This window comes from Mycobacterium hippophais (assembly GCF_027529605.1).
Lineage (GTDB): Bacteria > Actinomycetota > Actinomycetes > Mycobacteriales > Mycobacteriaceae > Mycobacterium > Mycobacterium arseniciresistens.
Window position 1 is genome coordinate 138,416 of the sequence record NZ_JAPZPY010000013.1, and the last position, 22,133, is coordinate 160,548.

At 69.9% G+C, this 22,133-nt stretch carries 20 protein-coding genes; 5 read left to right on the top strand and 15 right to left on the bottom strand.

Going from position 1 to position 22,133, the window contains the following annotated elements; translation table 11 throughout:
* Window positions 1-96: 96 nt before the first annotated feature.
* The 11 genes from fadD32 to glf form a co-directional block, all read right to left on the bottom strand.
* Window positions 97-1,986, bottom strand: coding sequence for a long-chain-fatty-acid--AMP ligase FadD32 (fadD32, locus tag O6P37_RS23695; protein ID WP_269896370.1), 1,890 nt, complete (start codon window positions 1,984-1,986; stop codon window positions 97-99).
* A gap of 176 nt (window positions 1,987-2,162) precedes the next feature.
* Complete coding sequence (gene culp6 / locus O6P37_RS23700; protein WP_269896371.1) at window positions 2,163-3,185, bottom strand: carboxylesterase Culp6; 1,023 nt, start codon at window positions 3,183-3,185, stop codon at window positions 2,163-2,165.
* Window positions 3,186-3,194: 9 nt separating this feature from the next.
* Window positions 3,195-3,683, bottom strand: a complete 489-nt coding sequence (locus tag O6P37_RS23705) for a DUF732 domain-containing protein (protein WP_269896372.1) — start codon at window positions 3,681-3,683, stop codon at window positions 3,195-3,197.
* A gap of 61 nt (window positions 3,684-3,744) precedes the next feature.
* Window positions 3,745-4,641, bottom strand: a complete 897-nt coding sequence (locus O6P37_RS23710; protein ID WP_269896373.1) for an alpha/beta hydrolase-fold protein — start codon at window positions 4,639-4,641, stop codon at window positions 3,745-3,747.
* Between the two features lie 158 nt (window positions 4,642-4,799).
* Window positions 4,800-5,843, bottom strand: a complete 1,044-nt coding sequence (locus O6P37_RS23715) for an esterase family protein (protein ID WP_269896374.1) — start codon at window positions 5,841-5,843, stop codon at window positions 4,800-4,802.
* A 171-nt stretch (window positions 5,844-6,014) separates the two neighbouring features.
* On the bottom strand, window positions 6,015-6,956 hold the full coding sequence (locus tag O6P37_RS23720) for an alpha/beta hydrolase (protein ID WP_408633240.1): 942 nt from the start codon (window positions 6,954-6,956) through the stop codon (window positions 6,015-6,017).
* Between the two features lie 191 nt (window positions 6,957-7,147).
* Entirely contained in the window at window positions 7,148-9,154 is a 2,007-nt protein-coding gene (gene zomB / locus O6P37_RS23725) for a flagellar motor control protein ZomB (RefSeq protein ID WP_269896375.1), read from the bottom strand.
* Complete coding sequence (locus tag O6P37_RS23730) at window positions 9,132-10,052, bottom strand: decaprenyl-phosphate phosphoribosyltransferase (RefSeq protein WP_269896401.1); 921 nt, start codon at window positions 10,050-10,052, stop codon at window positions 9,132-9,134. Before O6P37_RS23730 ends, zomB begins: the two co-directional genes overlap by 23 nt.
* A 24-nt stretch (window positions 10,053-10,076) precedes the next feature.
* Window positions 10,077-10,604, bottom strand: coding sequence for a phosphatase PAP2 family protein (locus tag O6P37_RS23735; RefSeq protein ID WP_269896376.1), 528 nt, complete (start codon window positions 10,602-10,604; stop codon window positions 10,077-10,079).
* On the bottom strand, window positions 10,601-12,568 hold the full coding sequence (locus O6P37_RS23740) for a glycosyltransferase (RefSeq protein WP_269896377.1): 1,968 nt from the start codon (window positions 12,566-12,568) through the stop codon (window positions 10,601-10,603). The genes O6P37_RS23735 and O6P37_RS23740 overlap by 4 nt, the downstream gene beginning before the upstream one ends.
* A complete protein-coding gene (glf, locus tag O6P37_RS23745; RefSeq protein ID WP_269896378.1) occupies window positions 12,565-13,809 on the bottom strand; it encodes a UDP-galactopyranose mutase in 1,245 nt (414 codons plus the stop codon). Before glf ends, O6P37_RS23740 begins: the two co-directional genes overlap by 4 nt.
* A gap of 262 nt (window positions 13,810-14,071) precedes the next feature.
* Between glf and O6P37_RS23750 the strand changes: the two genes are divergently transcribed.
* Both O6P37_RS23750 and O6P37_RS23755 read left to right on the top strand, forming a co-directional pair.
* Window positions 14,072-14,935, top strand: a complete 864-nt coding sequence (locus O6P37_RS23750; protein ID WP_269896379.1) for a hypothetical protein — start codon at window positions 14,072-14,074, stop codon at window positions 14,933-14,935.
* A gap of 129 nt (window positions 14,936-15,064) precedes the next feature.
* The gene (locus tag O6P37_RS23755; protein ID WP_269896380.1) at window positions 15,065-16,681 is read left to right on the top strand and encodes an N-acetylmuramoyl-L-alanine amidase; all 1,617 of its coding nucleotides are present in this window, start codon (window positions 15,065-15,067) and stop codon (window positions 16,679-16,681) included.
* A 12-nt stretch (window positions 16,682-16,693) separates the two neighbouring features.
* Here the strand turns inward: O6P37_RS23755 and O6P37_RS23760 are convergent, their stop codons facing one another.
* From O6P37_RS23760 to O6P37_RS23770, 3 genes are read right to left on the bottom strand one after another with little or no spacing between them, the layout of a single operon-like run.
* Window positions 16,694-17,509 carry an HAD family hydrolase gene (locus O6P37_RS23760; protein WP_269896381.1) on the bottom strand — a complete coding sequence of 272 codons (816 nt, stop codon included), beginning with the start codon at window positions 17,507-17,509 and terminating at the stop codon, window positions 16,694-16,696.
* Window positions 17,506-18,267: a lysophospholipid acyltransferase family protein gene (locus tag O6P37_RS23765; RefSeq protein WP_269896382.1), complete on the bottom strand. Its 762-nt coding sequence runs from the start codon at window positions 18,265-18,267 to the stop codon at window positions 17,506-17,508. The genes O6P37_RS23760 and O6P37_RS23765 overlap by 4 nt, the downstream gene beginning before the upstream one ends.
* Before the next feature lie 5 nt (window positions 18,268-18,272).
* On the bottom strand, window positions 18,273-19,058 hold the full coding sequence (locus tag O6P37_RS23770) for a lysophospholipid acyltransferase family protein (RefSeq protein ID WP_269896383.1): 786 nt from the start codon (window positions 19,056-19,058) through the stop codon (window positions 18,273-18,275).
* A 130-nt stretch (window positions 19,059-19,188) separates the two neighbouring features.
* Between O6P37_RS23770 and O6P37_RS23775 the strand changes: the two genes are divergently transcribed.
* From O6P37_RS23775 to O6P37_RS23785, 3 genes are read left to right on the top strand one after another with little or no spacing between them, the layout of a single operon-like run.
* Window positions 19,189-20,739 carry a Rieske 2Fe-2S domain-containing protein gene (locus tag O6P37_RS23775; protein ID WP_269896384.1) on the top strand — a complete coding sequence of 517 codons (1,551 nt, stop codon included), beginning with the start codon at window positions 19,189-19,191 and terminating at the stop codon, window positions 20,737-20,739.
* Window positions 20,736-21,071 carry a hypothetical protein gene (locus O6P37_RS23780; protein WP_264013677.1) on the top strand — a complete coding sequence of 112 codons (336 nt, stop codon included), beginning with the start codon at window positions 20,736-20,738 and terminating at the stop codon, window positions 21,069-21,071. The genes O6P37_RS23775 and O6P37_RS23780 overlap by 4 nt, the downstream gene beginning before the upstream one ends.
* A 20-nt stretch (window positions 21,072-21,091) precedes the next feature.
* A complete protein-coding gene (locus O6P37_RS23785) occupies window positions 21,092-21,550 on the top strand; it encodes a GAF domain-containing protein (protein WP_269896385.1) in 459 nt (152 codons plus the stop codon).
* On the opposite strand, the gene O6P37_RS23790 is transcribed toward O6P37_RS23785, so the two are convergent.
* Complete coding sequence (locus tag O6P37_RS23790) at window positions 21,540-22,106, bottom strand: hypothetical protein (protein WP_269896386.1); 567 nt, start codon at window positions 22,104-22,106, stop codon at window positions 21,540-21,542. The genes O6P37_RS23785 and O6P37_RS23790 overlap by 11 nt on opposite strands.
* Between the last annotated feature and the right edge of the window lie 27 nt (window positions 22,107-22,133).

Genomic DNA, 22,133 nt, shown 5'->3' on the forward strand with positions numbered 1-22,133 from the left:
ATCGTTCGGTGTGTCAGACATGTTCAAATCTCTTTCGCCACCCGCAGCGGTGGAATCTCAGTCGTCAGATGTCCTCAGGGTCGCCGGACGCTCCGGTCAATCCGTCTCGTCGGGGAACGCGTTGGCGATCTTGCCGCTCCGCAGGGTGCCGTCGAGGTAGGCCGCCCGGCACGCACGGCGGCCGATCTTGCCGCTCGACGTCCGCGGGATCGCGCCGGCCGGGGTGAGCAGCACGTCGCGCACGGTGACGCCGTGCCGCACCGCGATCGCGGCGCGGATGTCGTCGGCGATGGGCGCCATGTCCAGCTTGTGCGCACCCGGCGCCCGCTCACCGACGATCACCAGCTGTTCGGAACTGTCGTCGGGATCGCGCTTCAGGCCGGCGTGGGCGTCGGCGAAGACCTCGTCGGGCAGTTGGTTGGCCGGCACCGAGAACGCCGCGACAAAGCCGGTGCGCAGCGCCTTGGTCGACTCCTGCGCCGAGTACTCGAGGTCCTGCGGATAGTGGTTGCGGCCGTCGATGATCACCAGGTCCTTGACGCGACCGGTGATGTAGAGGTCGCCCTCGTAGAAGGCGCCGTAGTCACCGGTGCGCACCCACGTCGCGTCGTCCGGGGCGCCGCTGGCGTGCGACGGTTCGGTCCGCGACTTGAGCAGGTTCTGGAAGGTCGCGACCGACTCCTCGGGCTTGCCCCAGTAGCCGGTGCCCATGTTCTGGCCGCTGATCCAGATCTCGCCGATCTGCCCGTCGGGCAGTTCGGTGGCGGTGTCATGGTCCACGATGACGGCCCACTCGGCCACGCCCACCTTGCCGGCCGACGCCTGTGGCACCGCCTTGGGTGAATCCGGGGCCACCTCGACGAACCGGTGGTTGTTCAGCTCGTCACGGTCGACGGTGACGATCTTGGGCGGTTCGTTGGCCGGCGTCGTGGACACGAACAGCGTTGCCTCGGCAAGGCCGTAGGACGGCTTGATGGCCTGCGGCCGGAACCCGTAGGGGCCGAACGCGTCGTTGAAGTTGCGCACGGTGGCTGCCGAGATCGGCTCACTGCCGTTGAGCAGTGCCTTCACACTCGACAGGTCGAGCGGTGGCTCGCCGTCCTTGGGCAGGCCGCGGGCGGCGGCGTGGTCGAATGCGAAGTTCGGCGCCACCGAGATGACGCCGCCGTCGTCGCTGTCCTTACGCGCCATCTCGCGAATCCAGCGGCCGGGCCTGCGGACGAACGCGGCGGGCGTCATGAACGAGATGTAGTGGCCGATCACCACGGGCAACAGCACCGTGATCAAGCCCATGTCGTGGAAGAACGGCAGCCAGGACACGCCCCGGTCGCCCTCCTCGCCCTCCAACGCCTCGATCACCTGCACCACGTTGGTGGCCAGGTTGAGGTGAGTGATCTGCACACCGGTCGGGATCCGGGTCGATCCCGAGGTGTACTGCAGGTAGGCGATGCTCTCGTTGTTGACCTCGACCGGCTCCCACGTGCTGCCGACCTCGTCGGGTACCGCGTCCACGGCGATCACCCGGGGGCGCTGGTTGGCCGGGCGGCTGCGGAAGAACTTGCGCACACCCTCGGCGGCATCGGTGGTGGTCAGGATCGCCGACGGGTGGCAGTCGTCGAGCACGGCGTGCAGACGGCCGACATGGCCCGGCTCCGACGGGTCGAACAGCGGCACGGCGATCCGGCCCGAGTACAGGGTGCCGAAGAAGGCGACGAGGTAATCGAGGTTCTGCGGGCACAGGATGGCCACCCGGTCCCCGGGCTGGGTCACCTGCTGCAGGCGGGCGCCGATCGCGCGGTTGCGCGTGCCGAAGTCGTTCCAGTTGAGGTCGCGCACGACACCGTCGCGCTCCGTGGAGAAGTCGATGAAGCGGTAGGCCAGCTTGTCGCCCCGCACCTTCGCCCACCGTTCGACGTGGCGGACCAGGCTCCCGTTGTCGGGGAACTTGATCAGTCCGTCCTTGATGAACGGGTTGTGGAAGGCCATTTCACACTCCTGTCATGGGCGAGGCCAGCTGCTCGACCCCAAACCCCCGGAATCCTACCGGGGTGAGGGCAGCACCGGCGAAATCGCCGCGGACGCCACCACGGGACACCCCTCTTACTTTTTTCTTAATGTTAAGGGTACGGATCGGCGGCGGCCAAATCCGCCACGGTCACAAATCAGCCATGTTTCGGCTGCGGTGCGTTCGAGATCAGATCGCGGGACCAGTTCAGCGTCCAGTCGGTCGCCGTCAGGCCGTTCTCGTTCCAGAACTGCGGGGTGGCGTACATCGCGTGCACCGGCTGCCCCGCCCCTCCGGAGAGCACCTGCAACGTCTTGGGCAGGTTGACGATCGAGAACGCCGACTCCGGTGCGGCGCAGATCAGGTCGCCGGGCGCACAGATCTCGAAGGTCCGGTCGTTGAGCGCACCGAAGCCACCCGGCCGCGGCCCGGTCATCGTCAGCCCCAGCGTCGACAGCGTCGGGACCTCGTGCAGCGTGATCTCCGCGCCCACCCCGGGCGGGTTCAGCCCGACCTCGCGGCCGACGCCGGTCTGGCGCCTGCCGTCGGCGATCGCGACGACGCCGAGCACCAGGTCCTGGTCGACCGGTCCGCGGCCGTTGCCGATGTCACTGGCCATGTCGCCGGCGATCACGGCGCCTTGTGAGAACCCGACCAGCACGTAGCTGGTGAGCGGGCAGCGGTTGTTCATGTCGGTCATCGCCTTGACCGCGGCGCGGGTGCCCTCGGCGCGGCTGTCGTTGTACGACATCTGCTTGTCCGCGGAGAACGGATTGTGGAACTGCGCCGTGTACGGGACGGTGAAGATCTCCAGCCGGTCGGTGCCGAACTCGGCCCGCAGCGGGTTGGTGACCCGCAGCAGCAGTGCCGCCGGGAACTGCACCGGGTTGAACGGGTCCATCTGCACCGATGACTCCCAGGTGCCGGGAATGGAGATCAGCTGCACGTCCGGGCAGCTGGCGTCCTGGAACTCCGGGCGGGGCTTGCGGGCGCCGGGCGTCCCGGGATCGCTGGTCGGAGGCACCGCGCTGGGCGGCAGGGCGGTGTCCGGGGTGTCCGGCTTGCGCAGGACCACCACCACGATCGCCACCACGAGCACCACGACGAGCGCCATCGCCCCGGCGGCGACGAGCGCGAGGATGCGGTGCCGTTTTCGGCGGTTCTTCGATGTCCTGGCCATGTTCTCCTGCTAGCAGAGTCGTTCGGTCGCGATGCGAATGTAGTCGGCGGTCACGGTGTCGAGGTCGGCGCGTGCGGTGTGGGCCGTGTCCGACCCGGCCGTGCGCACGTCGCTGCGCACCAGTGGGACCACGAAGTCCCACACCGCCTGATCGGTCTGCTGGGCCGCCCGGGCCTGGCAGACGTACGACCCGATGGACAGCGCGAGCAGGTCGCTCGAGGGCGTCACGCCGGCCTCGGCCAGCGCGTCGAGGTACTCGCGCTGCTGCGCGGTCACCGTCATCTGCCCCTGTTCGGCGTCGGCGTGCGGCCCGGTGAGGTCCGGCGCGCTGCGCGCCGACTGCGCGTCCGCGCCGGCCGGGGTGGTCTCCGAGGTCGGCAGCCCGACGGTCGCACGCAGGTCGTCGGTCAGCCCGCAGGCACTGACCAGCAGCACCGCCGAGAGGATCAGCAGCGTCGGTAGCGCACGCCTCGCCGTCCGCTCGCTCCTCCGTTGCACCCCTCCACGGTACCGGCTGCCCAAAAGTACTCCTGGCCAGCGGTTTCGCCGTTCAGGGCGGCTATCGCAGAACGCTGGACAGTTCGCCCGACATGGCGGCCAGCTGAGACGACCAGCTGCCCCAGTCGTGCTGCACGCCTGCCGGGAACTCGAAGTGCCCGTTGCTGCCGCCGTTACCCCGGTAGTGCTGGTAGAAGGTGCGCGCGCTGCCTGCGGCCTGGTCGCAGTAGCCGATCATCGCGGCCGGGTCGCTGCATGTCAGGGTGGCGGGGCTGAACACCCACAGCCGGGTGTTGTTGTTGATCAGCAGCTGGATGTGCACGTCGGGGTCGTGCCACTTCCATCGGCCGAGCTGCGGCAGACCCCACATGTTGCGGATGTCGACGCCGCCGAAGCGGGCCAGCCCGTCGGTGATGGCGCCGTTCATCTGGGTGAGGGACGGCGCCAGGAAGCCCGACAGCGATCCGGCGTAGCGGAACCGGTCGGGGTGGAAGGTGGCCATCGCCATGGCGCCGTAGCCGCCCTGGGCGGCGCCGACGATGCCGTGCCCGCCCGGCGCCAGGCCCTTGTTGGCCGCCAGCCAGTTGGGCAGCTCGGAGGACAGGAAGGTCTCCCACTGCCGGCTGCCGTCCTGCTCCCAGTTGGTGTACATGCTCCACGCGCCACCGGCGGGCGCGGCCACCGAGACGCCCTTGCCCGCCAGCGTGCTCATCGCGTTGCCCGCGGTCACCCAGTTACTGACGTCCGGCGCGGCGTTGAACGCGTCGAGCAGGAACACCGCGTGCGGTCCACCGCCCTGGAAGGCCACCGGGATGTCGCGGCCCATGGCCGGCGACGGCACCATCAGGTACTCGACGGGCTCGGCGCCCGCGGTGGCGCCGGACGTGGTGCCGACGGCTCCCCACAGGCCCGCGGCCAGTAGCACGCTCAGAAGTCCCCGGACCAGTGACCGACCCATTCATCCACCTCACGTCTCGGCTGTCCCCGCCGCAGGTAGTGAATCACACCTGCCCCCGGGGTCGCGGCGAAAGGGGCCGGTCGGGCGACCCCGGAACGGCCGACGGCGGCGACCCCCGAAGGGATCGCCGCCGCCGGCGTCGGTCGTTGCGCGCTAGATCAGTTGCCGCCCTCGGCCGGAGCCGCCGCGGGAGCGGCGACGGGGCCCGGGGTGGCACCCAGCACGCGCTGGATGTCCGGCTTCATCTGGCCGAGCTGCTGACCCCAGTACTCCCAGCTGTGGGTACCGGCCTGCGGGAAGTTGAACACGCCGTTCTTGCCGCCCGCGGCGATGTACTGCTCCTGGAAGGTCTCGTTGGTCCGCAGCGTGAAGCTCTCCAGGAACTTCGCGTTGAAGTTGTCACCCGCCGCGACGCCACTGCCGTTGATGTCGGCAGGCTTGCCGTTGCCGCAGAACACCCACACGCGGGTGCCGTTGGCGACCAGCCGGTCGATGTTCACCATCGGGTCGTTGCGCTTCCACGCCGGATCGCTCGACGGGCCCCACATGGCCTCGGACTTGTAGCCGCCGGCGTCACCCATCGACATCCCGACCAGCATGGGCCACCAGCCCTCGGACAGGTTCAGGAAGCCCGACAGCGAGGCCGCGTACTGGAACTGCTGCGGGTAGTAGATCGCCAGCGTCATCGCGGCCGAACCGGCCATCGACAGACCGACGGCCGCGTTGCGGTTCGGGTTCACGCCGTGGTTGGCGGACAGGTAGGCGGGCAGCTCCTGGGTCAGGAACGTCTCCCACTTGTAGGTCGAGCAACCGGCCTTGCCGCAGGCGGGCTCGTACCAGTCGGAGTAGAAGCTGGACTGGCCACCGACGGGCATGATCACCGAAAGGCCCGATTCGTAGTACATCTCGAACGCGTTGGTCTCGATGTCCCAACCGTTGAAGTCATCACGTGCGCGCAGGCCGTCGAGCAGGTACACGCCAGGCGCTCCCTGGCCACCACTCTGGAACTGCACCTTGATGTCACGTCCCATACCCGCGGACGGCACCATCAGGTACTCGACCGGCAGACCCGGACGAGAGAAGGCCCCCGCAGTCGCCGAGCCGCCGACCGCACTGACCAGGCCGGGCAGCACGGCGGCCGCCAAGGCCACAACCGTGAGCCGGCGCGCCCAGGCGCCGCGCATCTTCCCAACGAACTTCATGCTTTACCTATCCCATCTGTCGAATGCCGAACCCGGCCTGTGTCCACCGGAGCAGGCCGCGTTGCCCGTGTAGTCAACCACACCTCGGTGTGATACCTCTCTCCGGCTATTTCTCTTCCGTGCGTGAATTCGCTTCTGAACTGCGCCTTTACCGATGTCATGACCCGTCCCTCAACCACCGATGGTCGCGAGCAGGTCGGGTTTGAGGGCTTGCAGTTGCGCGCCCCAGTAGCCCCAGGCGTGGTTGCCTGCGGGCGGGAACTGGAAGGTGGCGTTGCGGCCGCCGGCGGCGGTGTAGGCCTGCTGGAACGCCTTGTTGCTGGTGATCGCCGTCGCCTCGAGGCTGGTCGCGCTGAGTGCCTGGCCGGGATCGCCGGTGTCCAGTGGTGTGGCGCCGCCGGGCGCGCAGTAGACCCAGAGCCGGGTGCCGTTGGCCGCGATGCGGTCCGCCTGCACCACCGGGTCGTTGCGCTTCCAGGCCGGGTCCCACGGCGGGCCCCACATGTTGTCGACGTTGAAGCCGCCCGCGTCGAGCATCGCCACCCGGATCGCCTGCTGCATGAACACCGCCGACGGGTTGAGGAAGCCCGACAGGGAGGCGGCGTAGCGGAACTGCGCCGGGTGGTAGGCCGAGAGGATCAGCGCCGCACTGCCCGACATCGACAGCCCCACAACGGCATTGCCGGTGGTCGACACCTGCTGGTTGTCCGCCAGCCACTGCGGCAGTTCTGCGGTGAGGAACGTCTCCCACTTGTAGGTGTAGGGCTGGCTGTTGAAGGTCGACGGCGAGTACCAGTCGGTGTAGAAGCTCGACTGCCCGCCGACGGGCATCACCACCGAGACGCCGGAGCCGTGGAACCACTCGAAGGCCGCGGTGTTGATGTCCCAGCCGTTGTAGTCGTCCTGGGCGCGCAGCCCGTCGAGCAGGTAGACGGCCCTGGAACCGGATCCCGCGCCCTGGAATTCGACGCGCACGTTGCGGCCCATCGCCGTGGAGTAGACGTCGAGGTACTCGACGGGCAGGCCCTCCCGGGAGAACGCGGCGGCCTGCGGTGCGCCCGCCACCTGGGCCAGCCCCGGCAGCACGACGAGCGCGGCCAGCGCCACGAGCAGTCGTTGCGCAGCGCGCGCAGCGACAGCACCCGGGGTCCTACGCAAAGGTCCTACCGTCCGTTCACTTCTGCCGGCGCCGTGCGAACGGCGGTCGTGGGCGGGGAAATGCAGCACACCTGCCTGCATATCGTCGCGAGGTGGCTGCGGCGTTACCCAAACAGAAACTCCGCGCCGATCACAAATTCCCAAGCTCAGGGCCCGGTCGCCGGCATGCCGGTGTAGGGCGGGTTGATCGGCTCCGGCACGGCGAGCCCGCAGCGGGCCAGTTCGTAGCGCGGCACCCGGTCGATGCGGTACCTGGTGAAGCCGACGGCGTGCACGAGGTTGGACAGGAAGCGGCGCGGTCCCATCGGCCCGCGGATCGAGCTGAGCACGGCTTCGGTGTCCGGGCATTTCAGCGCCGCCTCGGCCTGCCGGATCCAGTCCTCGTCGAGGTAGGGCGGCACGTACGGGCGGGTCTTGAGGAACGGGCCCTCGGCCACCGCCCAGTCGGGGAACAAGTTCTTGTCGTGCCCGATGCGGCCGTCCTCGAGCCGGGCGGTGTGCGCGGCGAGCGGGTTGGCCAGGCCGATCTGGTCGATCACCCGCACGTCGAGGCCGACGTTCATGCCGAGCATGCCGAGGTTGGTGAAGAAGACGGTGTGCTGCGGCTGGTGCTCGTCGATCCAGTCCGCCGACGCGTCGGGCGGGCGCGGCGGAGGCGGGATCGCGGGCACCACGTCCCAGCGGTCGTAGTTGCCTGCGGGCAGCAGCAGCGCGCCGTCGGGGGTGTTGTCCAGCGCGGTGATCACCGCGCGCATCCGCGGGTAGTCCAGGTAGTCGGCCGCGGTCAACGGGTGGGCGTGACCGGTGGCCTGGGCGTAGAACCGCCGTTCGTCGACGATGCCGGTGTAGGTCACCCTGGTGGCGTCGGCGCCCATGCCCGGCGAATTCGCCGCCCACAGTGACCATCCCGCGACGGTCAGCCACAGCACCGAGGTTGCGGCGGCCAGCAGGTAGCCGGTCTCGCGGGTGAACCGACTGCCGTCAGGGAGCACCACCGGGATCGACGCGACCGGCAGCAGCAGGCAGAACAGCGGTGTCAGCAGCACCCGGCCGTGCATGAAGTCGCCGCCCTGGCGGACCCAGTAGATCGCCTGCAGCAGACCGCTCACCACGAAGAAGATCACCACCGCCGGCGGGCTCTGCACGGTGCGGGCCAGCCACCCGTACCCGCGCGGCGACCGGTGCGAGATCCACCACGGCCGCGACCTGGTGGCGACCAGCACCGCGCCGAGCGCCACCAGCAGCACGGCCGGAATCCACAGCAGGTAGGGCTCATTGAAGTTGGCGAGGTAGGTGAAGCCCTGCGGCCACTTGGCGCCCGAGGCGTCCTTGGCCAGTGCGGTGTTGGGGGTGAGCAGCCCGTAGTAGCCCATCCGGAAGATCTGGTAGAGCACCGGCAGCGCGCCGCCCGCGGCGACGATCAGCACCCGGCGGCGCCAGCCGCGGGCGGAGATCAGCAACATCACCAGCGCCAGTCCGCCGACCAGCGCGAGTTCGGGGCGCACCAGCACGCTCAGACCGCCGACGAAAGCCAGTGCGGCGGCGAAGGTCCGGCTCACCGCGTCGCCGTCGGGCGCGTCGGCGGGGCGGCTGCGCAGCGCCTGCGACCAGCACACCATCATCCACCACAGCAGGCCCAGATAGGCCAGCACCAAACCGTTCTCGAGTCCGGAGGTGGCGAAGTCGCGGGCCGGCGGCACCGCGATGTACACCAGCGCGCCTGCAGGCAGCAGCAGGGCGCGGCGGCCCTGCAGGCTCGGCGCGTAGAGCCGGCCCGCGCCGAGCATCGCCAGCGCCACCCCGAGGACGGACAGCACCAGCGCGAACCACAGCGCCACGTACTCCAGCTGCACGGCGCCGCCCACCCAGGAACCCAGGGTGATCAGGTACGTCCACAGTGTGGACGTGTTGGACTCGACGCGTTCACCGGCGTTGAACACCGGCCCGTTGCCCTCCAACAGGTTCCGCACCGTGCGCAGCACGATCAGGCCGTCGTCGGCGATCCACCGGCGCTGCCAGGCGCCCCAGCCGAACAGCACGGCCACCACCGCCACTCCCACCCAGAGGCTGACGCGGGCGGTCACGTCGAACGGGAAGGCCGGCCGGCGCAGGGCCGGCGCACCGGCGGGCTCAGCCGAAGAGGACGGCCGCACCGACGGTCCCGATCCAGGCCACCGCAAGCAACTGGAGCACCCGGTCGCCCAGGGCGATCTCCTCCGGCTCACCCGCCAGCCCGCCGTCGACGTCGACCGCGTAGCGCAGGATCGCGACGGTGAACGGGATCATCGACACCACGAACCACGACGTCCCGGCGAGGTCGTCGCGCTCGAAGGCCCACAGCCCGTAGCAGAGCACGAGCGCGGTGGCCGACAACGTCCAGACGAAGCGCAGGTAGCTGCTGGTGTAGCTCTCCAGCGACTTGCGGATCTTGGCGCCGGTGCGTTCGGCCAACTGCAGCTCGGCATACCGCTTCCCGGCCGCCATGAACAGCGACCCGAACGCCATCATCAGCAGGAACCATTGCGACAGCGGCACATCGGCGGCCACACCGCCTGCGATCGCCCGGATCAGGAAGCCCGAGGAGACGATGCAGATGTCGATGACGGCCTGGTGCTTGAGCCCGAAGCAGTAGGCCAGCTGGATCGCGATGTAGATCGCCATCACCAGGGCCAGATTCGGCGTCACCAGCCACGAGATGCCGACCGAGGCCACCGCCAGCACTGTGGCCAGCGTGTACGCCAGCCACTCGGGCACCACGCCCGCGGCGATCGGCCGGAAGCGTTTGGTCGGGTGCTGCCGGTCGGCCTCGACGTCACGTGCGTCGTTGACCAGGTACACCGCTGACGCGCCGAGGCTGAACACCACGAACGCCACCAGCACGTTGACGAGGACCACGCGGTAGTCGTAGGCGAAGCGGTCGTCGCCGAGGGCGGCCACCGGCGCGGCGAACACCAGGACGTTCTTCACCCACTGCCGTGGGCGCAGCGCCTTGACGATGCCGCTGGCGAGGTTCTTCGGCGGGCCGGTCACCGGCGCCGCTTCCTCAGACATTCTGGTACTCATGTGGCCGCCCACTCATCTTCGGTCCGCTCCGTCACGCTCGCTGATCCTGGAGACCACCTCGGCGACCGTCGCGCCGACCGCCACGCCGGTGAGCACGTCGCTGGGGTAGTGCACCCCGAGCACGAGACGCGACAACGCCATCGGCGGCACCAGCACGGCGGGCAGCGGCAGCCCGGACACCCGGCCGAGCAGCACCGCCGCGGCGGTGGTCGACGTGGCGTGGGCCGAGGGGAAGGACAACCGGCTCGGGGTGCCGACGTTCACCGCGATCGCCGGGTGGTGGGGCCGCTCGCGGCGCACCACCCGCTTGATGACGACGGCGGCCGCGTGGGCCGCGAACGCGCCCGCGCCGGCGGTCAGCCAGGCCCGGCGGCGCGCCGGCTGCAGCAGCGCACCGAGGGCGGCGGCGCCGACCCAGCCCGCACTGTGCTCACCGAAGTGCGACATCGTGCGGGCGGCGGCCAGGACGCCGGGCCGGCCGGCCAGCGCCGCCTGCACGGCCACCAGCGCGGCGTCCTCGCCCCGCGGAGGTTCCGTCATTTGCCGGCGGCCGCGGGCTGCGCCTCTGCGGAACCGTCGAGGCTGGGCAGCAGGACCTCTTCCCACTTCTGCTTGCTCGCCAGCACCGGCAGTGCGTCGCGGTAGACCTTGCGCATCCGGTTGAACCTGCGGGCGAGCAGCGCCTGACGCTTCAGCGACTCCCGCAGCAGTTCGTACATCTTCTCCCGGTCGCGCTGGCGGTAGACCACCCCGCGGCCGTCGGCGGTGGTGACGGTGACGCCGTCGACCTTGCTCAACGAGAACCAGCGCGCGTCCTGGGTGGCGACGTTGATCTGCGGCCTGCGGTGGTGTTCCGGATCGTGCGCCTTGAGCTGGTGTGCGACACCCCCGGCGAGCCTCGTCCCGATCGCGAACGGACCCACGGGGATCTTGATCTTCTTGCGCCACCGCTTGTCCGACGGCGTCGGCAGTGCGGTCGCGCTCGGCAGCACCACCGCGTCGGGATACTGCTGGCGCATCGCGCGGATGTCGGGCAGCGCGGACTCCAGGATCGAGAAGATGTGCTCGGGGCCGGCGAGGAAGTCGTCCATCGCCTTGTTCTGGATGGCGACCGTCGAATACTCAAGGCATAGAAGGTGTTTGATGGTCGCCTTCAGGTGGCTGGCGATCAGGCCGGAGATGTTGCCGTCCCAGTGCATTGCCGCCACCACGAGGCGGTTGCGCAGGTGGAAGTAGGCCTGCCAGTCGATCGCGTCGTCCTTGTCGCTCCACGCCATGTGCCAGATCGCCGCACCGGGCAGGGTGACCGTGGGATAGCCGTGTTCGCCTGCCCGCAGGCCGTATTCGGCGTCGTCCCACTTGATGAACAGCGGCAGCGGCTGGCCGAGCTCCTCGGCGACCTGGCGCGGGATCATGCACATCCACCAGCCGTTGTAGTCGACGTCGATGCGGCGGTGCAGCAGCCGGCTGCGCAGGCTCTCCTCGTCGCTGAGCGCGTACTTCGCGAAGTTGTGGTCGTACTCGGTGTTGATCGCGTTGGTCCACATGAAGTTCTCGGCGTCGACCATCTCGCCCATCACGTGCAGGTGGCTCGGCTCCTGCAGGTTGAGCATCTGGCCGCCGACGAGCGTCGGGACCTTCGCGAACCGGTTCATCGCCAGCGCCCGCAGGATCGAGTCGGGCTCGACGCGGATGTCGTCGTCCATGAACAGGATCTGTTCGCAGTCGGTGTTCTTCAGCGCCTCGTACATCACCCGGCTGTATCCGCCGGAGCCACCGAGGTTGGGCTGGTTGTGAATAGTGAGGCGGTCACCCAAACCCGCGGCGGCCGCGGCGAAGCCGGGATGGTCCTTGGCCTTGCTGGTGCCCTGGTCGGACACGATGACCGCGCTGATCACGTCGTCGACGAGCGGGTCCGACGTCAGCGCCGCGAGCGCGTTGACGCAGTCTGCGGGCCGGTTGAAGGTCGGGATGCCGACGGCGACGTTGGCCCGTCCCGGTGCGGCGGTCGGGGCGTACCAGCCCGCGCTGTGCAGCGTGACGCTGGCGTTGGTGGTGATGTCGAACCAGATCCAGCCGCCGTCCTCGAACGGGTCGAGGCCGATCTCGAACTCGACGACCGCGGGGGTGTCGGCGTCCGCGCTGACCGCCTCGGTACCGCCGACGGTGATCCGCGCGCCGGTGGCCTTGGAGCGGTACACGTCGACGCGGGCGCTGCCGACCAGTTCGACGCGCAGCACCACCGAGTCGAGCGTCGACCAGCGCCGCCAGTAGCTCGCGGGGAAGGCGTTGAAATACGTCGCGAACGACACCTCGGACTCCGCGCCGATCTCCAGCGTGGTGCGGGTGGGCGCATGCGCGCGCCGCGCGTTGGTGGTCGACTCCTCGATGTAGAGCTTGCGGACGTCGAGCGGTTCGCCCGGGCGTGGCAGGATCACCCGCGACAGCAGGCTGACCGACTTGGGCTTCTCGGCATCCAGTGCGCCGGTGGGGATGTCACTCATTGTTCGGTGCTCTCGCTCTGAGTCAGCGGGGCGCCGTCGCGGAGGTGCGGCGCCAGGACGTTGTCGTACATGTTGAGCGCACTGGCGATGGCCATGTGCATGTCGAGGTACTGGTAGGTCCCCAGCCGGCCGCCGAAAAGCACTTTGGCGGAAGCCGTCTCGGCCCTGGCCCGGGTGCGGTAGGCGGCCAGCAGCGCACGGTCGGCCTCGGTGTTGATCGGGTAGTAGGGCTCGTCGTCGTCATCGGCGAAGCGGGAGAACTCCCGCATGATGACGGTCTTGTCGGTCGGGTACGCCCGCTCCGGGTGGAAGTGCCGGAACTCATGGATGCGGGTGTAGGGCACCTCGGGGTCGCTGTAGTTCATCACCGGTGTGCCCTGGAAATCGCCGGTGTCCACCACTTCCTGCTCGAAGTCGAGCGTGCGCCACCCGAGCCTGCCCTCGGCGTAGTCGAAGTAGCGGTCCAGCGGGCCGGTGTAGATCACCGGCGCGTCCGGGTTCTCGGCACGCAGGCGAGCGCGGACGTCGAACCAGTCGGTGTCGAGCCGTACCTCGATGCGGTCGTCGGCGGCCATGTTCTCCAGCCACGCGGTGTAGCCGTCGACCGGCAGGCCCTCATAGGTGTCGTTGAAGTACCGGTTCTCGAAGGTGTACCGGACGGGCAGCCGGGTGATGTTGGCCGCGGGCAGTTCCTTGGGGTCGGTCTGCCACTGCTTGGCGGTGTAATGCTTGATGAAGGCCTCGTAGAGCGGCCGCCCGATCAGCGAGATCGCCTTCTCCTCGAGGTTCTGCGCGTCGGCGGTGTCGATCTCGGCGGACTGCTCGGCGATCAGCGCGCGCGCCTCGTCGGGGGTGAAGTAGCGGCCGAAGAACTGTGAGACCAGCCCGAGCCCCATCGGCAACGGGTAGGCCTGCCCGCTGTGCAGCGCGAAGACGCGGTGCTGGTAGCCGGTGAAGTCGGTGAACTGCCGGACGTAATCCCAGACCCGCTGGTTGGAGGTGTGGAACAGGTGGGCACCGTAGCGGTGCACCTCGATGCCGGTCTGCGGCTCGGCCTCGGAGTAGGCGTTGCCGCCGATGTGCGGCCTGCGGTCGAGCACCAGGACGCGCTTGTCGAGTTGGGTGGCCGCGCGCTCGGCGATGGTCAGGCCGAAGAATCCGGAACCGACGACGATCAGGTCGAAGTGTCCGGCGCGCCCCGGCTGGCTGGCCGGTGCTACCCGGGAATCTGGAGCGGTCATCGGCAGCCAGGGTATCGGACCCCGGCGGCAGGCCCGTCCTACCGTCCCTCGCGTCGCCGCCCCGGTGTCAGCGGTGCAAGGTCGCGATTAGCTCACGATTCCATATCGTCACTCTATTCACAGTAGTCACACCAGTACCATCGATCACGTCGGCCTCCGGACCTTCGGACATGGTCGGGAGCCGGACACCCGCATCGGCCGGGCACCCGCCGGTACCGCACGAGCACTGACCTTATGTAGTCCATGTATTGAGGAGACTTTCGTGCCGAACAGACGTCGACGCAAGCTCTCGACAGCCATGAGCGCGTTCGCCGCCCTGGCCGTCGCAAGTCCAGCCGCAGTGATCGCCGTTTCCGACCTGTCCGACCGGAACGCACCCCAACACCGTGAATTCGTCCAGGCCGCGATGGTCACCGATCTCCCGAGCGAGCTGATCGGCGCGCTCTCCCAGGGCCTGTCGCAGTTCGGCATCAACCTGCCGCCGTCGCCCACGGGCGTGCTGACCGGTTCGACCCCGAGCCCGTCGCTGGCCTCGCCGTCGCTGACCGCTCCGGCCCTGGCCTCGCCAGGATTGACCGCGCCGGGACTCACCACGCCGGGCCTCACCACGCCGGGCCTGACCGCGCCGGGGGCACCCGGCCTGACCACGCCCGCACTGACCACGCCGGGGCTGACCACGCCCGGCCTGAGCGTGCCGCCGGTGACCGCGGCCGCGCCGGGCCTGGCCGACGCGGGGCTGACCAATCCCGCGCTGACCAGCCCCGGGCTCACCAGCCCGGCGGCCGCTCCGGGCCTGACCACGCCCGGCCTTGACCCTGCGCTGGCCCCGATCTCGAGCACTCCGGGACTCGGCCTGCCGGGTGAGATCCCGATCTCGGCGCCGATCGCCGATCCCGCGCTGGGCAGCTACCCGATCCTGGGTGACCCGTCGCTGGCCGCGGCCAGCCCGGTCAGCACCGGCAGTACGGGAATCATCGGCGATCTCTCGAGCGCCGCGAACCAGCTCGGTGCCGGGCAGGCCATCGATCTGCTCAAGGGCATGGTGATGCCGGCGATCACGTCGGCGATGAAGGGTGCGGTGCCGCCACCGGCTCCGGCGCCGGCGCCTCCCGCGCCACCCGCATAAGACCTGGCCCCGAACGGCACCGCAGACGCCCATGCTCTGCGGTGCCGTTGCAGGGGTCGCGAAAATTTCGTCGGATGTTTGAACGTGTCGAAACACTGGTAACAACTGACACATACGTAACATCAGTCCGTGCTGTCCCGCCGCCCTGCGCCGTCGATCCTCTTCACCGCGGTCGCGGCGACCGCGCTGCTGCTGCCGCTGGCGGTCGACGGCCTGCCCGGTGACCGCGACGACGCCCCCGGCATCGAGACGCCCAAACTGGCCGAACAGCCGCTGGCCGGCCTCGGCGGCGGCGAGACCATCCGCGAGGTCCACCAGGACACGCCGTTCTCCATGGTCGCCCTCACCTCCGACGACCTGACCGGCACCTCGGCGCGCGTCAGGGCCAAGAAGGCCGACGGGTCATGGGGCCCCTGGTACGAGGCCGAGGCGCTCGACGGCGTCGGCGAGGAGTCGGCGGGTGTGCGCGGCACCGAACCGGTGTTCGTCGGCCGCACCACGACCGTGCAGATCGCCGTCACGCGCCCGCTCGACGCGCCGCCGAGCGCCGTTCCGCAGGGCAAGCCGCACGCCGACCTCGGCTACCTGCCCGCCACGGTCGAGCAGCCGTTCGCCCAGAACATCAACGCGGTGCTGATCAGCCCGCCGCAGGCGCCGGTGGACCTCGCCCCGCTGCCCGGTGCCGTCACCGCACCCGGCGTGCCGCCCAACGTCATCTCCCGCGGCCAGTGGGGCGCCGACGAGTCGATGCGGTGCGGCGCGCCCCGCTACGACAGCCGGGTGCGCGCGGGCGTGGTGCACCACACCGCAGGCAGCAACGACTACGCCCCGCAGGACTCCGCGGGCATCGTCCGGTCGATCTACGCCTACCACACCCGCACGCTGGGCTGGTGCGACGTCGCCTACAACGCCATGGTCGACAAGTACGGGCAGGTGTTCGAGGGACGGGCAGGCGGCATGGACCGTCCCGTCGAGGGCTCCCACACCGGCGGCTTCAACGTCGACACCTGGGGAGTGGCGATGATGGGCAACTTCGAGACGGTGCCGCCCACCCCCATCCAGCTGCGCACCACCGGCCGGCTGCTCGGCTGGAAACTCGGGCTCGACCGCGTCGACCCGCGCGGCAGCGTCGTGCTCACCTCCGCGGGCGGCTCGTTCACCCACTTCCCGCGCGGCGCCGCCCCCAGGCTGCCCGCGATCTTCACCCACCGCGACGTCGGCAACACCGAGTGCCCCGGCAACGCGGCCTACGCGGCGATGAACCAGCTGCGCGACATCGCCGCCCGCTTCAACCGGCCGCCCGGCCCTCAGGACCTCGCCGAATCACTGCGCGGCGGCGCGATCTTCGCCCGCTGGGACCAGATGGGCGGCATGGCCGGACCCCTCGGCGCACCGACCACACCGGAGGCCGCGGGCGCCGGTGACGCGCGCTATGTCCGGTTCCAGCGCGGCGCGGTCTACTGGTCCCCGTCCACCGGCGCCAACCCGGTCGCGGGCGCGATCTACGACGCCTGGGGCGCACTGGGCTTCGAGCGCGGCGCGCTCGGTCTGCCCACCAGCGCCGAGATCCCCGAACCGCAGTGGATCGTGCAGAACTTCCAGCACGGCACGCTCAACTTCGACCGGGAGAAGGGCAGCATCACCCGGGTGATCGACGGGGTGCCGCTCGAGTTGCCGCCGCCGTCCGCCGACCACCCGCCGGTACAGCTGGAACGCTTCACCGCGCCGCGCGCGATCGACCCGTAAAGCCGTAGATACTCAGAGCCACCAGCGTTCGAGCACCCGGGCCACCCCGTCGTCGACGTTGGGGGCGGTCACCTCGTCGGCCGCCGCGATCGCATCCGGGTGCGCGTTGCCCATCGCCACGCCGAGGCCGGCCCACCGCAGCATCGGGACGTCGTTGGGCATGTCCCCGAAGGTCACCACGTCGCCGGCGACCAGGCCGAGCGGGCGTGTCAGCTCCTCGATGCCGGTGGCCTTGCTGATGCCCAGCGGCACCACCTCGACCAGGCCGTTGTTGGTGGAGTACGTGAGGTCGCCCTGCAGGCCGATGTGCGGGGCCAACGCCGCCACCATGTCGGCGCTGCGCGCTCCGGCCTTGCGGATCAGCAGCTTCACCGCGGGCGCGCTGAGCAGGTCCTCCACCGACACCTCGGTGTTGTCCGGGTTGAGCCACGCATGCTCGTAGCCGGGCGAACTGACGAACTGCGGCGTCGCGGCGTCGTGGGCCGAGCGGCCCACCCGCTCCACGGCCAGCCCCACGCCCGGGATCACCCGGGCCGCGATCTCGGCCAGCTCGCCCAGCACGTCGGCGGACAGCGTGCGGGCGGAAACGATCCGGTCGGTCGACGGATCGTAGATGACGGCGCCGTTCGCGCACACGGCCATCGGCGCCAGCCCGAGCCCGTCGACGACGGGGTGGATCCAGCGCGGCGGACGCCCGGTGGCCAGCACAAAGACCGCGCCGGCGGCGACGGCGGCGTGCACGGCGGCACGGGTGCGGGGGGACACCTTCTCGTCGTCGTCGAGCAGCGTGCCGTCCACATCGGTGGCGATCAATGCGGGCAGCGTCATCTACGGCTCCTGGCGTCGCGTTCGGCACGCCTGCGGGCCCGCTCGGCGAGTTCGGCCTCATCGAGGCGTGCTGCTTCCTCGAGGGTCGGCGCCGTGCCACCCAGCCGGCGAGGCACCCAGTATGCGCCCTCGGGATGGGGATACTCCGTCTGCACCCGTTCCAGCAGGGCCGTCATCGACTCCCGCATCGCGGCTTCCATCGCGGTGGCGTCGCCCTGCGGAGGGATCGGCCCACCGACACACACCTCGATCGGAATCTTCTTGCGGCCCAGCGCCTTCGGATGATCCTTCGTCCACAACCGGTGGACGCCCCAGATGATCAGCGGCACGATCGGCACCTGCGCCTCGAGCGCCATCCGGGCCGCGCCGGTCTTGAAGCCCTTGAGCTCGAAGCTGCGGCTGATGGTGGCCTCCGGATAGACGGCCACCAGCTCACCCTCGCGCAATTGCCGCACCGCCACCGCGTAGGCGCCCGCCCCGGCCCGCCGGTCCACCGGGATGGTCCCGGTCCGTTTGATCAGGAAGCCGACCAGGCGGAAGTCCTGCATCTCGGCCTTGATCATGAAGCGCAGCCGCCGCCCGCGCCGGCGTGCGGCCAGCCCCGCGGGCAGCCAGTCCACGTAGCCCGTGTGGTTGATCGCCACCACGGCGCCACCGGTCGCCGGGATGTTCTCCAGGCCGTGAAATCCGATCCGGGCCCCGGTGGCGCGCACGGCCGTGGCGGCCGCGAACTCCAACGTCCGATACACCGGTTCCATGAGCGCTACCCCGGCGCTCCGGCGGGTCCCGGCTCCTCGTTCCGTCGGGCCCGCGCGGCGGCCTTCTCCGCGGCCTCCTCGGCGTCCATTTGGTTGGCCTCCGCCAGGGACGGCGCACCGCCGCCGAGCCGGTGCGGCACCCAGAACTCGCCGGGCGGGTGCGGGCCGTAGGACTCCTGGACCCGCTCCAGCAGGTGCTGCATCCGCGAATGCAGCAGCGCGGTCAGCTCGTGCGCGGGCAGCGTCGGCTCGATCGGCTCACCGACGGCGACGGTGATCGGCACCTTCGGCCGGTACAGGTTCTTCGGGTGGCCCTTGGTCCAGATGCGCTGGGCGCCCCACACGATGTGCGGCACGATCGGCACACCCGCCGCGATGGCCATCCGGGCCGCCCCCGACTTGAACTGCTTGATCTCGAAGCTGCGGCTGATCGTGGCCTCGGGGTACACGCCGACCAGCTCACCGGCCTTCAGCGCCGCGCAGGCCGCGTCGAACGACGCCGCCCCGCTGTCGCGGTCCACCTCGATGTGGCGCAGGCTGCGCATGACCGGGCCGGTGATCTTGTGGTCGAACACCTCGCGCTTGGCCATGAACCGCACCTTGCGGCCCTTCTTCTGCCGATACGCGGGCAGGCCGGCGAAGGTGAAGTCGAAGTAGCTGGTGTGGTTGATGGCCACCACCGCGCCGCCCGTCGCGGGCAGGTTCTCCACCCCGGTGACCGTGAACTTCAGCCCCTGAAGCCGCCAGGCCAGGCGGGCCAGCTGGATGACAGTTCCGTATACCGGTTCCACGGTTGCCAGAGTAGTGCGCGGCGAGGCCCCCACTCGGCGCGCCGGTCCCCGCGCCTGCGGCCGTGGCAGGCGAAGCGCCGCACTCCCGTTAAGCTCGATACCGAACAGCGCACCCGTGGAAAGGGCATCAGTGCAGGTCACAAGCGTCGGCCACGCCGGCTTCCGGATCGACACACGTGCCGGCAGCATCCTGTGCGACCCCTGGGTCAACCCCGCCTACTTCGGCTCCTGGTTCCCGTTCCCCGACAACAGCGGCCTGGACTGGGCGGCGCTGGGCGACGTCGACTACCTCTACGTCTCCCACCTGCACAAAGACCACTTCGATCCGGACACCCTGCGCACGTACGTCAACAAGGACGCCACGGTCCTGCTGCCGGACTACCCGGTACCCGACCTGCGCCGCGCACTGGAGGAACTCGGCTTTTACCGGTTCTTCGAGACCACCGACTCGGTGCGCCACGACATCAGCGGCCCCAAGGGCGAACTCGGTGTGATGATCATCGCGCTGAGGGCGCCCGCCGACGGGCCCATCGGCGACTCCGGCCTGGTGGTCGACGACGGCGAGACCGTGGCCTTCAACATGAACGACGCCCGGCCGGTCGACCTCGACGTGCTGGCCGCCGACTTCGGCCACATCGACGTGCACATGCTGCAGTTCTCCGGCGCGATCTGGTACCCGATGGTCTACGACATGCCGGCCCGGGCCAAGGAGGCGTTCGGCATCCAGAAGCGGCAGCGCCAGATGGACCGCTGCCGGCAGTACATCGCCCAGGTCGGGGCGACGTGGGTGGTGCCGTCGGCGGGGCCGCCGTGCTTCCTGGACACCGAGCTGCGCCACCTCAACGACGACCACGGCGATCCTGCGAACATCTTCCCCGACCAGATGGTGTTCCTGGATCAGATGCGCAGGCACGGCCACGACCGCGGCATGCTGATGATGCCCGGCTCGACGGCGGATCTCACCGGCTCACAACTGAACTCGCTGACCCACCCGCTGCCCGACGCCGAGGTGGAGGCCATCTTCACCACCGGCAAGGCCGACTACATCGCGGCCTACGCCGAGCGGATGGCGCCGGTGCTGGCCGCCGAGAAGGCCGGCTGGGCGCCCGCCGAGGGCGAGCCGCTGCTCGAGCCGCTGCGGGCGCGCTTCGAGCCGATAATGCTGCAGAGCGACCAGATCTGCGACGGCATCGGCTATCCGGTGGAGTTGCGGCTGGGCCGCGAAACCGTCGTGATCGATTTTCCGAAACGGGTTGTCCGCGAACCGATCCCGGACGAGAAGTTCCGGTACGGCTTCGAGATCGCGCCGGAGCTGGTGCGTACCGTGCTGCGCGACGCCGAACCGGACTGGGTGAACACCATCTTCCTGTCCACCCGGTTCACCGCGTGGCGCGTCGGCGGGTACAACGAATACCTCTACACGTTCTTCAAATGCCTGACCGACGAGCGGGTGGCCTACGCCGACGGGTGGTTCGCCGAGGCGCACGACGACTCCGCGTCGATCACCATGGACGGCTACGAATTCCAGCGCCGCTGCCCGCATCTGAAGGCCGACCTGTCCAAGTTCGGCGTGGTCGAAGGCAAGACGCTGACCTGCAACCTGCACGGCTGGCAGTGGAACCTCGAGACCGGCCGGTGCCTGACCACCAAGGGCCACGAGCTGCGGAGCCGCGTGCTGTGAGCGCACCGCAGCAGCACTACGACGACGGGCTGGTGCAGCTCGACCAGTACGCGATCACCCTGCGCCGCTACCACTTCCCGTCCGGCACGTCGAAGGTCATCCCGCTGCGGTCGATCCGCGGCTACCAGGCGCGTCCGCTGGACCTGCTGCAGCGCTGCCGGCTCTGGGGCAGTTCGGATCTGCGGCTGTGGTTGCCGCTCGACGTCCGCAGGCCGCTGAAGAGCACGCTGGTCACCCTCGACGTCGAGGACAACCGGTGGCGTCCCGCGTTCACCCCGGAACGCCCCGAGGCGCTGGTCGCGATTCTCGACGACCTGCTGGGGCAGCGCTGACCGCGGTCTACCGGGCGCCGATGCGGTCGCGGCGTGACGACCTGGATCCACAGGCCGCCCTCGACCGGGCGTTCTCGGTGTCCCGCTGCGGCTTCGGCGGGGTGTTGACGCCCGCGCCGGCCGATCTGGAGGCGGCGGTGAGGCTGGCTGCCGAGCAGCACGACGAGCGGCTGGCGCGCCGCATCGAGCGGTTCGCCGCCGTCGAGGAGGGCTCGTTCGTGTGGACCCGCGACGGGGACGGCCTGTTCCGGCTGGGCCGGATCACCGGTCCCTACCGCTACGACGGCGCCGCCGAGGCGGCCGCCGTCGACCTCGTGCACGTGCGGGCCTGCCGATGGGTGGACGCGCCGCTGTCCGAGCCGGCGGTGCCGCCGTCCGTCATCGCCACGTTCGAGCGTGGCGGCCGGAACTTCCAGCGCACCCACGACGCGGGCGTCGCGGCGCAGACACAGCGGATCTGGGACCGGGCTACCGCCTGACCCGCCGCGCCACCCGCCTGACCGCGCGGGTGCCGAGGACCCCGGTGAGCACCCACGGCCCGGCGACGAGCACCGGATCCATCCACGCGTGGTTGCGGTCGACCCGCCGGGTTCCGGTGCGCGCCGCGAGGCCGTTGTAGGTGAACTCGGTCTTGATGCCCGACTCGGTGATCGGATTGTCCGGATGCCCCTTGACCAGGGCCAGCGCATGGCTCTCGATCGCGTCCACCCGGTCGCCGAGGATGAGCAGCAGCCAGTGCGCGGCGCGACCCTCGCTGAACCTGCGGTAGGAGTAGCGGCGAATCGCTCCGGAGAGTCCTCTCGGCGGCGTCGACGTCCCGAACACCGGCGTGAGGAACTGGTGCTCGATCGACCGCTCACGGGGCTGCATCTCGAGCTGGCGGTCCGGGAAGTCCCAGTGCGCACCGGTCTCCTCGAAGCGCAGCTTCGGGACCGACGGCCGGTCCTTCGGATCGAGATCGGCGCCCCAGCCGGGAATGCGGGCCCGCAGTTCCTCCGAGGACGGGACGGGCGGGTGGTCGGCGGTGTAGGTCATGTGGATGCTCCTGCTCACGCGGCTCGG

Bases quoted from the DNA above. Each gene is read 5' to 3' on its own strand.
- fadD32 (WP_269896370.1), bottom strand. From the start codon at position 1,986: ATGGCCTTCCACAACCCGTTCATCAAGGACGGACTGATCAAGTTCCCC.
- culp6 (WP_269896371.1), bottom strand. From the start codon at position 3,185: ATGGCCAGGACATCGAAGAACCGCCGAAAACGGCACCGCATCCTCGCG.
- O6P37_RS23710 (WP_269896373.1), bottom strand. From the start codon at position 4,641: ATGGGTCGGTCACTGGTCCGGGGACTTCTGAGCGTGCTACTGGCCGCG.
- O6P37_RS23715 (WP_269896374.1), bottom strand. From the start codon at position 5,843: ATGAAGTTCGTTGGGAAGATGCGCGGCGCCTGGGCGCGCCGGCTCACG.
- O6P37_RS23730 (WP_269896401.1), bottom strand. From the start codon at position 10,052: ATGTCTGAGGAAGCGGCGCCGGTGACCGGCCCGCCGAAGAACCTCGCC.
- O6P37_RS23735 (WP_269896376.1), bottom strand. From the start codon at position 10,604: ATGACGGAACCTCCGCGGGGCGAGGACGCCGCGCTGGTGGCCGTGCAG.
- O6P37_RS23740 (WP_269896377.1), bottom strand. From the start codon at position 12,568: ATGAGTGACATCCCCACCGGCGCACTGGATGCCGAGAAGCCCAAGTCG.
- glf (WP_269896378.1), bottom strand. From the start codon at position 13,809: ATGACCGCTCCAGATTCCCGGGTAGCACCGGCCAGCCAGCCGGGGCGC.
- O6P37_RS23760 (WP_269896381.1), bottom strand. From the start codon at position 17,509: ATGACGCTGCCCGCATTGATCGCCACCGATGTGGACGGCACGCTGCTC.
- O6P37_RS23765 (WP_269896382.1), bottom strand. From the start codon at position 18,267: ATGGAACCGGTGTATCGGACGTTGGAGTTCGCGGCCGCCACGGCCGTG.
- O6P37_RS23785 (WP_269896385.1), top strand. From the start codon at position 21,092: ATGCGGTCGCGGCGTGACGACCTGGATCCACAGGCCGCCCTCGACCGG.
- O6P37_RS23790 (WP_269896386.1), bottom strand. From the start codon at position 22,106: ATGACCTACACCGCCGACCACCCGCCCGTCCCGTCCTCGGAGGAACTG.